The sequence below is a fragment of the Streptomyces sp. NPDC005566 genome (assembly GCF_040605575.1).
In the GTDB taxonomy this organism is placed as follows: domain Bacteria; phylum Actinomycetota; class Actinomycetes; order Streptomycetales; family Streptomycetaceae; genus Streptomyces.
In genome coordinates this window covers 280,773-293,947 of record NZ_JBEXDB010000001.1, presented here as the reverse complement: position 1 = coordinate 293,947, position 13,175 = coordinate 280,773, and the positions used below count along the sequence as shown (strand labels likewise).

Genomic DNA, 13,175 nt, shown 5'->3' with positions numbered 1-13,175 from the left:
CCGAGGCCGAACTCGCGTCGTGCGGGTCACCGCCGCGGGCACCAAACGCGTCTCCGCGGCGGCACTGATCTGCACGAAATCCGGCCATCGGCCCCGGCTGATCTACCGCACCCACCTCGACCGCGGCCCCGCCAAAGGCCGCCGCAAAGGCTTCACCGAGGCTGATTACGCACGCCTGCTCGACGCCGCGCACCAGCAACTCGGCGGCCCGATCGTCCTGGTGGACAATCTGAACACGCACGTCAGCCGCACCATGCGGCAGCTGATCGACATCCGATGATGGCTGACCGCCTACCAGCTGCCGCCGTACGCCCCTGTGTTCACCCGGTCGAGGGCGTCTGGTCACACCTGAAACGGTCCCTGGCCAACCTCACCAAGCACAGCCTCGACCAGCTCACCGCGCTGGTGAAGACCAGGCTCAAACGAATGCAGTACCGACCCGGCGTCATCGACGGTCTCCTCGCCAAGACCGGCCTCGACTTCCAACCGCCGTAACCTCAGCCATTGGATCTCCTAGAAGGTGAAGTCCTCGGGCGCACCTTCGCCAACGCGGCCATCCACTGTCTCGCGAAGGATGTCCGCGTGGCCCGTGTGCCGCGCGTACTCCTCAATCATGTCCAAGAGCATGTCCCGGACGCTGGGCGTGCGACCGTCCGGCCAGGTGAAGGACGCCGGTCCGTCGAGCCCGCGCTCCTTGATGATGTCAGCGACGAGCTCGCGCGATCGCTCGACAGCGTCTCGCCACACTGCGTAGACATCATCCGGGGAGTCCAGGGCCCCGGTGCGCCATTCCCAGTCGGGGTCGGCGTCGAAGTCCACAGCGTCCCAAGGGGCGCCGTACTCGTGACCGGCCAGCTTCACGGCCAGCCAGTCCGCCTCGACCAGGGCCACATGCTTGACGAGGCCACCGAGCGTCATCGAACTGGCGGCCGTGGTCGCGCGCAAAGCCTCCTCATCGAGCCCTGACGTTTTCCAGGCGAAGGTCCGCCGGTTGCGCTCGAGAACTGAGCGCAGGGACTCCGCCTCAGCGAGGGCAGCAGACGGGTCAGGAAGGGGAGTTGACTCGCTCATGACCAGGAGCATAGTCGGACACGGGCCCTCGGCTACTGCTTACATCCAGCGACGATACGCAAGTGACATCGAGGACCTCATCGAGCGACCACGTCCGGCATGTCCACCCCGAGAGAGCTTGACCGAGGGGAACCAGGAGAGGCAGGACATGCCTCCGGCGGGGGCGTTCAGACTCCGGGATGGGAGGGGCGCCGTTCGCGAGTGGCGGCGGATTCGTTGCGAGCTTTGTTGGCTCCCATCCCGACCACCTTCGGCCCAGGCAGAGCCGAGCAGCCGTGGCCCAGGGCGTCATGGTCGTTCGTACGGTGGCGCGCTCCACCCTTTGACGCCCTGAACCACGCCCGCTCCACGGTGTGTGGGCCAAAGGCGGACGGGATGGAAGCCGGGGTGAGTGGTGGGTCAAGGCAGTCCCCGAGTGGGAGGTGATCAGCTTTTGGAGCGCTGATGGCGATCTTTGGAATCGGCCAGGGCTGCTCGTCGCCTCACTTGGTCCGCCCACCAATCGATTCCGGAAGTGAGCCCGGTGGAGGGCGGCGGCGCTCGGCGCTGACTCTGCACGGCGTGCGGTGGCGCTGGTCGGTACTACCGCACGCCGCGAGTTCCGCTTACTCCTCGGATGGAAGGGCTACACGCTCAGGGTGCGTTCAGGCCGAAGACCTGGCGGCTGTTGTTGCTGGCGTGAGGGCTGTTGATGTTGTTGTTGGTCGTGATGTTGTTGAACATCGGGATGACGCCGTTGAGGTTGATCGGCAGGATCGACCCCCCGTTGCCCCCGTCGCCGCCGTTGCAGTCGCCGCCGGTGATCGTCGTGGGGTCACTGTCCGAGGCGCTGGCATTTCCATCTCCGGTCTCGGTGACCGTGACGGTGTTCGTGACGGAGCACGGTGCGTTGTCGGCGATGTTGACGGTTACGGCGAGTGTGAGAGGGGCTCCCGTGGTGAAAGGGAAGATGCAGTGGACCGTTGTGTCGCCGTTGATGACCTCACAACCAGGCGTGATGTCGCCCCCTAGGCTCGCGACTGTGAGACCCGCGGGGAGGTTGTCCGTGAGCTCCGCACCGGCGCCCTCATCGCCGCTGTTGGTCAGCGTAATGTTGTAGAGGCCCTGCCCTCCCCGTGCGAAGTTTCCTGCGTGGCTCTTGTCGACGCCAAAGATCGGTTGAGCCTGGGCGGGCGTGACCCCCGTGGCAAACGGGAGCGCGATGCCGAGTCCCAGAACCGTCGTGAGGGCAGACATCCGCCGACTCAATCCGTGCTTTTCCATTCCGAGCTTCTCCTGTCTTCGAAGGTCTCCCTCGGCCCTAGCAGCGCGGATTGGAGCGCGGTTCGCGCGGGAGGCCAACACAGGTAACGCCCTGCCGACTGGACGGATAACGGGTGTAGTGCCCGCTTCACCCGATCGCCTCGCACCACGAGGAACGAGGCAAATCAGGCGGCGGAGCAGCGAGGCCTGTTGATCGCCCAGAGCGAGTGTCGAGCAGATTGGATCATCGCGTGTTGGATGGTTTCCACGCTTGAGCGCCATGGCAACTCTCGAGTTTCTGAGCCCTCGCGGGGTTCATGCATTGGCCAGACGTCAGGGCCGTGGACGACGCCCACCTCGACAACCAAGGTCGGCAGCCCGCTGCCAGGCCGTCTCGCGGTGGCTTCTCGGCTGCCGCCCACCCCACACGCCTCCGCAGGCGACCCCTTGGAATCGATCATCTAGGCACCTCGGGACAGTCGAAAGGGCGCCCGGCCTGCAACATCAGGCCGGGCGCCCTTCCGGCGGGGTGGGCGCGTCAGGACGCGGAGGCGTTGTTCGCCGCGGGTGTGCCGGCCAGGATCGTCTCCTCCACCGCTTCGTACCGCATGTGCTGGTCGGCCGGATCGCTTTCGTAGAGCACCGTGCCGAGCCAGCCCGCGAGGAAGCCCAGCGGGGCCGAGAGGATGCCCGAGGTGGTGAACGGGAACCAGTTGAAGTCCTGGTCCGGGAAGATCGCCTGGGGCGATCCGGACACCAGATTGCTGCCGGTCATGAGGATGAACGCGGAGGCGGTGCCCACGATGAGGGTGCAGAGCAGTCCCGTACGGGAGTAGCGGCGCCAGAAGAGGCTGTAGATGAGGGCCGGTGCGACCGCGGACGCGCCGATGCAGAACGACAGGGTGAGCAGTGCCTGAAGGTTCAGATGCCGTGCACCGGCGGCGATCGCGATCGCCACGAGCCCGACGCCCGCCGCGGCGGTCCTGGCGATGGCCATCTCTGCGGAGTCCTTCAGTTGTGCCTTGCGGCGCAGCCCGTGCGTGATGAGGTCGTGCGCCAGGGTGTTGGCGCAGGCCAGGGTGATCCCGGCGACCGAGGCAAGCAGGGTGAGGAAGATGGCTGTCGCCACGGCCGCGAACAGCAGTGTCTCGACGGTCGTCTGGTCCGTGCCCATGACGGCCTGGCTGACCATGAGGAACGCTGTCTTGCCCTGCGGGTCGCCGGCGACGATCCCCTGGTGGCCGACGATCGCCGCCGCGCCGAAGCCGATGACGGCGATCAGCAGACAGGTCACGACGACGGTCGACACGGCCCAGGACATCGAGCGCCGAACGGCTGCCGCGCTGCGTGCGGTGAACATGCGCATGGTGATCTGCGGCAGCACCGCGGCGCCGAGCACGACGGTCAACTGAGTGCTGATCATGTCGAGTTCGTTGCCGCCGAACTGCAGACCGGAGGCGAGATAGGCGTCTCCCGCCCCGCTGCCGCGCTTGGCGGCGTCCAGCAGGGAGGGCAGGCTGAAGTCGAAGCGGTTGAGGATGAGCGCGGCGATCGCGAGGGACGCGCCGAGCAGGACGACGGTCTTGACGATCTGGATGAAGGCGGTGCCCTTCATGCCGCCGATCGCCGCGTACGCGATCATCAGCAGGCCCAGGAACACGATCGCGCCGGTCTTGAAGCCGTCGGCGTCGAAGCCGAGGACGACGGAGAGGAGATCGCCGGCGCCCGCGAGCTGGAAGATCACGAGCGGCAGCAGTGCGGTCAGGGTGACCGCGGCCGTGGTGATCCGCACGGCTGGGCCGGGGAGACGCCGGGTGAAGACGTCGCCGATCGTGAACCGGCCGGCGTTACGCAGCGGTTCGGCGAGCAGGAACATCATCAGGACCAGCGAGAGCACGGTGCTCAGGACGAGCGTGACGCCGTCGTAGCCGACGAGCGCGATGATGCCGATGGTGCCGAGCACGGTGCCGGCGGAGATGTAGTCGCCGGCGATCGCGAGGCCGCTCTGCACGGGGGAGAGCGAGCGGTAGCCGGTGTAGAACTCGTCCAGGTCGTCACGATCGGGGCCGGTCATCACGCACAGCAGCAGCGTGACGGTGATGACCGCGATGAACGCCATCAGCGACATGGTCTGGGCCCCGGAGCTGAAGCTGGTCATGCGCGCGCACCTCCGGTGGGCTGCTGCCACACGGGACGTCCGGAGCGGCTCTGGCGTTCCGGCCGGGGCGCGGCTGCCGCGGCCGCCTGCTCGGCGCGCTCGCGGATCGCCGCGGCGAGCGGGTCGACGCGGTTGCGCGCGATCCGCTCGTACAGCGCGATCGCAGCCAGCGCCACGGGCAGTTGGAGGAGCCCCAGGACCAGACCGGTGGTGAGACCACCGGTGATGTTGCTGGTCATCATCGAGGGGGCGTAGCCGGACAGGAAAAGGAAGACGGCGAAGTAGCCGAGCGTGGTGAAGGTGGCGACGCGGCGGAGCCTGCGGTAGGCCGATCCGAGCCGGTGCAGATCATCACGATCGTCGGTGGCGGCGGGCGGTTGCGGCTGCGGGGAGGCGTCCCAGGGTTGCTGCGCGGAGTCCCAGCCCTGCGGCGAGGAGTCCCACGCTTGCGGGGACGGGTCCCAGGCTGCTTGTGGATCGGTGTTCCAGGACGGCGATCCATCCTCCCAGGACTGCGACGCCGCCTCTTGGCGGTGGCGCCCGGAATTCCGGTGCTGCGGTACGGGCGGTGGGCCGGGGAAAGACTGGTGGTACGACATCGATCTTGCTCCTTGCCGCCCCGGGGGACGAGCGGGTGGCGCTGGTGGGTCCGCGTACGTTACTCATGGGTATAGCCCTTGCGTAAGGGGTTTCCGACCGCTCGGTATGTCGGTTCGGTGACGATCCTGTGTGCGCGGCGACGGAACCCGCGGTAACCCCAGTCGTGGATCTTTCCGCAGGTCACGGGTGGGCCTTGGGCCACCCCGTGACTCCGGGATGGGAGGGGCGCCGTTCGCGGGTGTCGGCGGATTCGTGGTGAGCGTTCTGGGTTCCCATCCTGACCGCCTTGGCCCAGGAGCCGCAGCCCAGGGCGCCAGGCCGTTCGTACAGTGGCGCGCTCCACCTGGGATGCCAGGCGGTCGGTCGACAAGGGGAACGGCCCGTTCCGGCCGCAACGGTCGCGCGCTAGGGTGCCGCTCAGGGGGCGAGATGATGAACAAGAGCTGGTGGGATCACCCGCACTGGAATCTGATGATCGTGGTGCCGCTTCTGATCTTCCTGGTTGTCGAGGACGACAGAGTTGTGCGTTGCCTGGCAGCTCTTTCTCTGGTGCTGGCGGCTGTCCGCTACGGGCGCGAGTTGGCAGAGCGAGCCAGTGCCGAAGCCGCCTCGCCCTGACGCCAGCTCTTGCCGTCACGCGCGCGGACTTCGGCGGTCGGTGTCGAATCAGGGCGACTGGTCATCGCCCTCCCGCAGCCGGATGAACTTCACCGATCATGTCGCAGGCTGTGAGTCACCGGGGTGACCGGGTGCCTACACGCCGAGGTAAGCCACGAGACCACGAAAGGCAGGGGGGAGACACCGTGGAATGGCTGTTTGTGCTTCTTGGTCTGGGGTTTCTCCTCGTCGGCGGGAGCGGGCACTTGCGTCTGCGGGAGAAGGCTGGAATGCGGCGGGGTGCTGCCCGCATTCGCTACCGGCTCACTGCGGTGTGGCTTCCCCTTGTGCTTGGAACAGCCGCGATCGGGCAACATCTGCCGATGGCCGTCGATGCCCCGTTCGCGGTCGTGGTGATCTGCGACGTACTGAGCCTTGCGCTTCTCCTTGCCCTCTGTGCCCTGGGGGTTCTCACCGCCGGACGACCCGTCCGAAGGGCGTCCGCAACCGCAGCCGACACCGACGACGCTGGGCGACCGACACCGCCAGGTGGATCCTGACAGCCGCACATCAACCACCTGAAGATGCCGGACGGGCTCTCCGGACGAACGTGTGGAGCAGATGTCGGCGATTCAGCAGAACGTCCGAAAAGGCCCAGGTCAACGTGGGTAGGCTGAGAACCTTCTCCGTTCCTCCCCGGTTCCGGCGGGGGAGTGGCATCGCGCCGCTTACGTACCGGAGCATCACACCCGGCATGCTCCGTCCGGAGCCCTGGCGTCTGTGCTCGAAGGCGGGAGCTGCCCGAGTCGTCCCGGGAACCGGCCAGGGCTCCGACCACAGGTGACGTGACCGCGGTGCAGGCCGGCGGTCGAGCGCAACCAGGGGCAGATCGCCCGTCGGTTGACCGGTCACACCCGCGGTCGCCTCCCGCGTCCGCCGCCCTGTGCCGACCGGCTGCCGAGGTGCAGTTGGTCCAGGGCACAGGGTGCAAACGAGGAGCTTCCGCCTCACCCTTATGATCTGGGGAAAAGGTGCTCACCTCCCCTGTCCGGATCTGCGGAGCCTCCGCATGCCTGGAGGGGACGCGGACCGAGGCTCGGAGCAGCGACTACTGCACCCCGCGCGGCCGCCGGAAACAAGAGGCAGTTCTGTGAACGTACGCAAACGGCGGACAATTGCTCCCCTCGGGGCCGGTCTCGCGGTGGCCCTGCTGGGCGGCTGCGGAAGCCAGACCGACGGAGGTGCCGCCGGAGGCGGCGACTCGATCGTCGTGGGCATGTCGGATGACGTCCTGGCCGCGGATCCGGCCTCGGGCTACGACCCGGGGTCCTGGCTGTTGTTCAACAACGTCTTCCAGTCCCTGCTCAGCTTTCCCCGCGGGGGTTCCATACCTGAGCCGGAAGCGGCGAAGTCCTGCGCGTTCGAGGCCGGCAACAGGGTGTACCGGTGCACGCTGCGTGACGGCCTGACCTTCAGCAACGGCAACAGCCTCACCTCCGAGGACGTCAAGTACTCCTTCGAGCGCGCGATCAGGATCGACGACCCCGCCGGTCCGGCGCCGCTGCTCAGCACCATCGCGAAGATCACCGCTCCGGACCCGCGCACGGTCGTCTTCCGGCTCACAGCTCCCGACGCCACCTTCCCCAGCAAGATCGCCTCGGGCGCCGGCTCCATCGTGGACCACCGCGAGTACCCGGCGGACAGCCTGCGCAAGGACGGCAAGGCCGTCGGCTCCGGGCCCTACGCGCTGAAGTCCCTCGACAAGTCGAAGGCCGTCTTCTCGGTCAACTCCGGCTACGAGGGCACGGCGCGGGTGAAGAACTCGGGCGTCACTCTCCAGTTCTTCCGGGGCGACCAGAAGAAGCTGGCGTCCTCGCTGCAGAAGGGGGACATCGACGTCGCCTACCGCGGTATGGCCGCGCAGGACATCGCCCAGCTGCAGGCATCCAGCGCCGCGGCCGACAAGGGCATCGACATCGTCGAAGGCACCAGCGCGGAAGTGCAGCACCTGGTCTTCAACATGAAGGACCCGGTGGCCGGGAAGCTTCCCGTGCGCAAGGCCATCGCGTACCTGGTGAATCGTGACGCCCTCGTCAGCGAGGTGTACCACTCCACGGCCACCCCGCTGTATTCGATCGTCCCGGCCGGTATCACCGCGCACAACACCGCGTTCTTCGACAAGTACGGCGGGAGCCCGCAGCCGGCCAAGGCCGAACAGGTGCTGCGCTCCGCGGGCATCACCGACAAGGTGAAGCTCACGCTGTGGTCCACGCCGACCCGTTACGGCCCCGCCACCGACAACGAGTTCCGGGCGATCGCGAAGCAGCTCAACGCGAGCGGACTGTTCGACGCGCAGGTCAAGTCCCTCCCCATCAAGGAGTACGAGGAGCGGATCGCGGCCGGAGAGCTCGGGGTCTATGTGAAGGGCTGGGTCCCTGACTACCCCGACCCGGACAACTTCACCCAGCCGTTCTTCGGCAAGGACAACGTCCTGCAGAACGGCTACGAGAACGACGACATCACCGGCCGGATCATCCCCGGCACCACCGCCCTGGCCGATCGGGGCACCACCCAGAAGGCCTTCGGCGAGCTCCAGGACGCGGTGGCGGAGGACCTGCCGATCCTGCCGCTGTGGCAGGGCAAGCAGTACGCGGTGGCGTACGACGACGTCTCCGGTCTGGAATGGACCCTGGACGCGTCGACCGTCTTCCGCTTCTGGGAGATCAGCAAGTTCTCGTAGAGCCTTGACGGCTTGATCAAAATGCGACAAAGGCCCAGGCCACCCGGTACGGAACCGGGAGCCTGGGCCTTCCTTCTTCCCTGCGATTCCGCCGGCCGAGGGGCGCCCGGTGCTTCTGCCTGTGGAGTGGGAGAGGTCAGGCCGGCCCACCCGTCTGGACCTGTCGGACTGTGCATGTGGTGCGGTCGCATGAGGCTGGAGGTCAAGCCCATGGGCGGCCGGACATGATCTCGGCGGCGCTTTCCATGTCCGCACCCTCCAGAAGGAGCGTGATCAGCGTGGCCCGGAATTGCCGTCTGATCCTGAGCTCGCCGTCCGAGGTGTGGCGCCTGCTGTCCGATGGCCACCGCTACGGGGAGTGGGTGACAGGAACCCAACAGGTCCTTGCCGTCGACCCGCACTGGCCAGAAGCAGGTGCCCGCCTGAAGGTCCGCGTCGGCGCCGGTCCCCTGAACCTCGACGACACCGTCGTCGTCCGCATCTGTGAGCCCCGGCACCGCCTGGAACTGGAAGCGAAAGCAGAGCCCTTCGGCGCGGCCCGCATCGCCATGACGTTGATTCCCTGGGGCGAGAGCACTCTCCTCACCCTCGACTGGCATCCCCTCCGGGGTCCAGGCACCCGGATGCACGGACTGCCCGTGGACTACCTCGTCGCGGTCCGCAACGGAATGATGCTGACGAAGCTCGCCCGGATCGCGACGCGCGAACACGGCGCATGATCAGTACTCGGGCATCCTTCGCACTCACCGTTTCATGGCTTCCCGAAGTTCACTCGTCCCAGACCAGCGTGTACCGGCCGGTGGCACGGTTCCGGACGGCGTCGCAGCGGCGGGGCGCCAGAGACCACTCCGATTCGGCCCACCCTGCGATTGCCGGAGCGAGAGCGACCTCTGCGTGGTGGGCCTCGACGATCTCCAGTGCTCGGACTGCGATCAGGATGCAAGGGCTGCTCTCGACGAGTTCGATGGCCCCGGAGACCTTGCCCAGGCCGACTTGCAGCGAGGCCACTTCGGCCTCGGTAAGTGTCAGCCGACTCCCGTAGTAGGCGTTGTGGACCTCGGAAGCGTCCAGCCAGACCCGGTCGCTGACGGGGATGCCGTGGGGCGGCGGGGAAGCGGGTCGGATGACCTCGGCTGCGATCCCGAGAAACAGTCCGTAGCCGCCCTTCTGCACTCTGAAGTGATGGGTTCGCAAATGACTTCTCTCCATCCCGGCGATGCCAACCGTAAAGGAGTAGCGGGCCCGGGTTCTCCCGGTCGAGCATGGGCGCATGAATGATCAACCCGCACGATGGACCCGGGCAACCACCTACCCCGACATGTGGGCCGACCCGGACGAGGATCCCCGCAACAGCGAAGGTTCCGGTTCGGAGGGCGAGCTTGCCACGCTGCAGGACTTCCTGGCGGACTACCGCCTGACCCTGCGGATGAAGTGCGAGGGCCTGGACGCGGAGCAGTTGGCCCGGCGGTCGGTTCCGCCGTCGACCATGTCGCTGCTCGGGCTGCTCCGCCACCTCGTCGAGGTGGAACGGGACTGGCAGAACTGGATCGGCGACGGGGAGCCGCTGCCGAAGCTGTACGGGCAGCGGGACGCGGACTTCGACGGAGCTGTCGCCGACCGGGCCGTGGTCGAGGCCGCGTACTCCGACCTGGAGCGCGAGCAGGCCGCGACCGATGCCGCGCTGGCCCGGCACCCGGATCTGGGTGAGCGGCTTGGTAAGGACGGGATCGCCGTACGGGAGCTGATGGTGCACAGGATCGAGGAGTACGCCCGTCACTGCGGGCACGCCGACCTGTTGCGCGAGTGCGTGGACGGGAGGGTGGGCCAGTGAGGGAGGGCTGGGTGCACCGGGGTTTCCCGGCGGACGACCGCAGCCGCCGAAGTACCTCCCGGGATGCGGTCCGGCGGGGGGCGGGGGACCGTGGAGGCATGTCCGGACATCCACCTGTGATCGTGTATCCGCCCTCGCCGACCGGCGGGCGGCGGGTGACCGTGCGGGGGCAGATCGTCGGGCTGGCACACGGGCGCGGGGACGTGGCCTCCTTTCTGCGGCAGGCCGGGCTTGCCGTGGGGGTGGAGGAGATCGATCTGGACCAACCCGAGCTGATCGAGTGGCGAGGCGGAGACCTCGATACCTGGAGGTGAGCCCCATGAGGTTTCGTGGAGCGCGCCGGGGCGAGGCGTCCCTCGAACCTCCGCCCGGGTACTACGGGGCGGGCGGGTCGGCGCCCGACGTCATACAGCGAGCGCTGATCCTCGACTGGGTGGTGAGCCAGCGGATCGCCGGCGGGTGGCGTGTGGAGTCCCGGTCGGGGACTCAGGCCGTCCTGGTGCGCGGGCAGCCCGTCAACCATGTGCTGCATGCCTTGCTGACCGTCTTCTCGTGCTTCGTGTGGGGTGCCGTATGGGTCGGCCTCGCGCTGACGAACAAGGTCGAGCGGGTCGCCCTCACCGTCGATGCCCAGGGGCATGTCGTGAGCGTCGGCGGCCCCTGAACCGGGCCCGCACGAGCGGAGGGCTCGGGTTGTGCCACGGCGCGTCGTCGTCCGCGTCGTCCTCACCCGAACGGACGCGTCCGGGTAGTCCCGGGGGGCCGTGTCGCGCAGCGTCGGATCTGCCCGCGGCCGCGCAGGCGGCCGGGCGTCCGACGACCGAAGGAGTTCCCATGGCCCAGTCAGCCCCCACACCGGGCACCTCCCCTCGCTCCGGATCCGGCAGTGCGTGGGCGTCCGGGGGCGTGTTGTTCGCCGGTGTCCTGCTGCTCGTCGACGGTGTCCTGGCCGTGATCAGGGGGATCGCGGGCATCGCGTCCGACGACGTGTACGCCCGCATCAACGACTACACGTTCAAGTTCAGCGTGACGTCCTGGGGCTGGATCCACCTGATCCTCGGCATCGTCCTCGTGCTCGTCGGCGTGGGCATCCTGAAGGGTGCGCTCTGGGCCCGCGGCGTGGGTGTCGGGCTGGCCGCGCTGAACCTCATCGCCAACTTCATGTGGCTGCCGTACCAGCCGGTGTGGGCGATCGTCTCGATCGCCATCGACGCCTTCGTGATCTGGGCCCTGTGCACGGACCGTACGAAGGCGGCCTTCTGACGTGAGTGGCGGGCGCGGTGGCCGGGAGGGGGACGGTACGGCTGCCCTGGCCGCCGAGGCATACGTCTACGGCTCTCCGCTGGTCCTCGCACTGTCGGCGGTCGAGGCGTGCCTGCAGGAGGGCTTCGGCGTGCTGGCGCCGACGCCCTTCAACAGTTTCGCCCACGCCGTCCGGCCCGCCGTTCCCGCCGACAGCGTCGCGAACGCGGCTGTCGACACCGTCGACGCGATCGCGCAGCTCGACCTGTCCGGCGGCCCGGTCAGACTCCATGTGCCGGACACCGGCGGTGCGTACTACGCGCTGCAGTTCGTGGACGCGTGGAGCGGCACGTTCGCCTATGTCGGGCGGCGGGCGACCGGCACGGACGAGGGCGACTGGCTGATCGTGCCGCCCGGCTGGTCCGGCACCGTGCCCGACGTGGTGACGGGGGTGATCGACGCACCCACCTCCGTCGTCTCCCTCGTCGGCCGCATCGCGTGCGACGGGCCGGAGGACATGCCCCGAGTCCGGGCGCTCCAACAGGAGCTCACGCTCACGCACCTGGGAGCCCATGCCCACCGGACCGGTCTGCCCGCGCCCGACTCCGACGTACCCGAGGCTCTTCGGTTCTTCGAACGGCTCCGGGTGTGGATGGCCGACTTCCCGCCCGCGGCCGCCGACCGTGCCTACCAGGACCGGTTCCAGCCCCTCGGGCTGCTGGAGGAGGGCGTCTCGCCGTACGTGTCGGCCGGGCCCGGCCTCCTGCGGGCGCTGACACAAGGGCTCGCGCTGGGCAGGGCACGGGTGGCGCAGGCGTGCCGCTACCGGGACGACGCCCGGGAGGGTGCGGACACGGCGCCGGGTGCGTGGGCGATGAACCCGCACCTCTTCGACCACAACCTCGACCACTTCGGCGTCGGCACGATCAGCTCGCCGGAGTGGAGGATCCCGGACCGTGAGGCGTCGTACCTGGTCAGGGCGGTGGCGGCACGGCAGGCGCTCTGGGGGCCCCACGGATACGAAGCGGTGTGCGCCCACACCCGCAGCGACTCCCGGGGCCGGCGGCTCAGCGGGGCGCACAGCTACGCGCTGCGTCTGGGCCGGCCGCCTCCGGTCGAGGCGTTCTGGTCCATGACCGTGTACGACGTGGGCGACCACCTGGTCGAGAACGTGGCGGGCCGGTACGCGATCGGCGACCGAACCCCCGGTCTCGTGTACGCCCCCGACGGGTCGCTGACCCTGTACCTGTCCCGGCAGCGGCCGGCGGACCCCGGCAGGGCGGCGAACTGGCTGCCCGCGCCCGCCGGCGACTTCCGGGCCGTGATGCGGCTCCACACCCCTGAGCAGGCCGTTCTCGACGGGAGCTATGTGATCCCGGCCATCGGGCGGCTCGAGGACCGGTAGGCCGCGGGTCCTCGTCGGTGCCGCTTGTCGGTGCCGCGGTACACACTGGAGACATGTGCCGCAGCATCAAGACGCTTCGTCCGCCAGCCATCCCCGAAGAGGCCACCGAGGAGGAGATGACAGCCGCCGCCCTGCAGTACGTGCGCAAGGTGTCGGGCTTCCGTGCGCCCGCCGCGCACAACCAGGAGGTCTTCGACCACGCCGTCGCCGAGATCGCGGAGGCGACTCAACGGCTGCTCGACGGCCTGGAGATCCGGGGCAGCGCCGCCCGGGTGTGAGTCCGGGGCGA

Annotated in this window: 14 protein-coding genes and 1 pseudogene; 10 read left to right on the top strand and 5 right to left on the bottom strand. The window is 68.4% G+C overall.

Features of this window, described 5'->3' with window-relative positions:
- Window positions 1-19 precede the first annotated feature (19 nt).
- Window positions 20-495: pseudogene (locus tag ABZS61_RS01395) on the top strand (transposase).
- Between the two features lie 18 nt (window positions 496-513).
- Here ABZS61_RS01395 and ABZS61_RS01390 read toward each other — a convergent pair.
- From ABZS61_RS01390 to ABZS61_RS01375, 4 genes are all read right to left on the bottom strand, one after another.
- Window positions 514-1,071, bottom strand: a complete 558-nt coding sequence (locus tag ABZS61_RS01390; protein ID WP_356414350.1) for a DinB family protein — start codon at window positions 1,069-1,071, stop codon at window positions 514-516.
- Between the two features lie 633 nt (window positions 1,072-1,704).
- On the bottom strand, window positions 1,705-2,334 hold the full coding sequence (locus ABZS61_RS01385) for a hypothetical protein (RefSeq protein WP_356414347.1): 630 nt from the start codon (window positions 2,332-2,334) through the stop codon (window positions 1,705-1,707).
- A 517-nt stretch (window positions 2,335-2,851) separates the two neighbouring features.
- A complete protein-coding gene (locus tag ABZS61_RS01380) occupies window positions 2,852-4,471 on the bottom strand; it encodes a cation acetate symporter (RefSeq protein WP_356414344.1) in 1,620 nt (539 codons plus the stop codon).
- Window positions 4,468-5,070 carry a DUF485 domain-containing protein gene (locus ABZS61_RS01375; protein WP_356414341.1) on the bottom strand — a complete coding sequence of 201 codons (603 nt, stop codon included), beginning with the start codon at window positions 5,068-5,070 and terminating at the stop codon, window positions 4,468-4,470. The genes ABZS61_RS01380 and ABZS61_RS01375 overlap by 4 nt, the downstream gene beginning before the upstream one ends.
- 430 nt (window positions 5,071-5,500) lie before the next feature.
- On the opposite strand from ABZS61_RS01375, the gene ABZS61_RS01370 reads away from it, so the two are divergent.
- The 3 genes from ABZS61_RS01370 (at window position 5,501) to ABZS61_RS01360 (ending at window position 9,127) form a co-directional block, all read left to right on the top strand.
- Complete coding sequence (locus tag ABZS61_RS01370) at window positions 5,501-5,689, top strand: hypothetical protein (RefSeq protein WP_356414338.1); 189 nt, start codon at window positions 5,501-5,503, stop codon at window positions 5,687-5,689.
- 1,129 nt (window positions 5,690-6,818) lie between these two features.
- The gene (locus tag ABZS61_RS01365; RefSeq protein ID WP_356414335.1) at window positions 6,819-8,408 is read left to right on the top strand and encodes an ABC transporter substrate-binding protein; all 1,590 of its coding nucleotides are present in this window, start codon (window positions 6,819-6,821) and stop codon (window positions 8,406-8,408) included.
- 278 nt (window positions 8,409-8,686) lie between these two features.
- A complete protein-coding gene (locus ABZS61_RS01360) occupies window positions 8,687-9,127 on the top strand; it encodes an SRPBCC family protein (RefSeq protein ID WP_356414332.1) in 441 nt (146 codons plus the stop codon).
- A 49-nt stretch (window positions 9,128-9,176) separates the two neighbouring features.
- On the opposite strand, the gene ABZS61_RS01355 is transcribed toward ABZS61_RS01360, so the two are convergent.
- Window positions 9,177-9,602, bottom strand: a complete 426-nt coding sequence (locus ABZS61_RS01355; protein WP_356414329.1) for a hypothetical protein — start codon at window positions 9,600-9,602, stop codon at window positions 9,177-9,179.
- Between the two features lie 76 nt (window positions 9,603-9,678).
- Here ABZS61_RS01355 and ABZS61_RS01350 point away from each other — a divergent pair, with 76 nt between their 5' ends.
- The 6 genes from ABZS61_RS01350 (at window position 9,679) to ABZS61_RS01325 (ending at window position 13,164) form a co-directional block, all read left to right on the top strand.
- Entirely contained in the window at window positions 9,679-10,239 is a 561-nt protein-coding gene (locus ABZS61_RS01350) for a DinB family protein (protein WP_356414326.1), read from the top strand.
- A 98-nt stretch (window positions 10,240-10,337) separates the two neighbouring features.
- Window positions 10,338-10,553 carry a hypothetical protein gene (locus ABZS61_RS01345; protein ID WP_351173285.1) on the top strand — a complete coding sequence of 72 codons (216 nt, stop codon included), beginning with the start codon at window positions 10,338-10,340 and terminating at the stop codon, window positions 10,551-10,553.
- A 5-nt stretch (window positions 10,554-10,558) separates the two neighbouring features.
- The gene (locus tag ABZS61_RS01340) at window positions 10,559-10,903 is read left to right on the top strand and encodes a hypothetical protein (protein WP_356414322.1); all 345 of its coding nucleotides are present in this window, start codon (window positions 10,559-10,561) and stop codon (window positions 10,901-10,903) included.
- 170 nt (window positions 10,904-11,073) lie between these two features.
- On the top strand, window positions 11,074-11,502 hold the full coding sequence (locus ABZS61_RS01335; protein WP_356414319.1) for a hypothetical protein: 429 nt from the start codon (window positions 11,074-11,076) through the stop codon (window positions 11,500-11,502).
- Between the two features lies 1 nt (window position 11,503).
- The gene (locus tag ABZS61_RS01330) at window positions 11,504-12,886 is read left to right on the top strand and encodes a DUF1254 domain-containing protein (RefSeq protein WP_356414316.1); all 1,383 of its coding nucleotides are present in this window, start codon (window positions 11,504-11,506) and stop codon (window positions 12,884-12,886) included.
- A 53-nt stretch (window positions 12,887-12,939) separates the two neighbouring features.
- Window positions 12,940-13,164 (top strand): DUF2277 domain-containing protein, encoded by a 225-nt coding sequence (locus ABZS61_RS01325; protein WP_356414313.1) that lies wholly within the window; start codon window positions 12,940-12,942, stop codon window positions 13,162-13,164.
- Window positions 13,165-13,175: the final 11 nt, after the last annotated feature.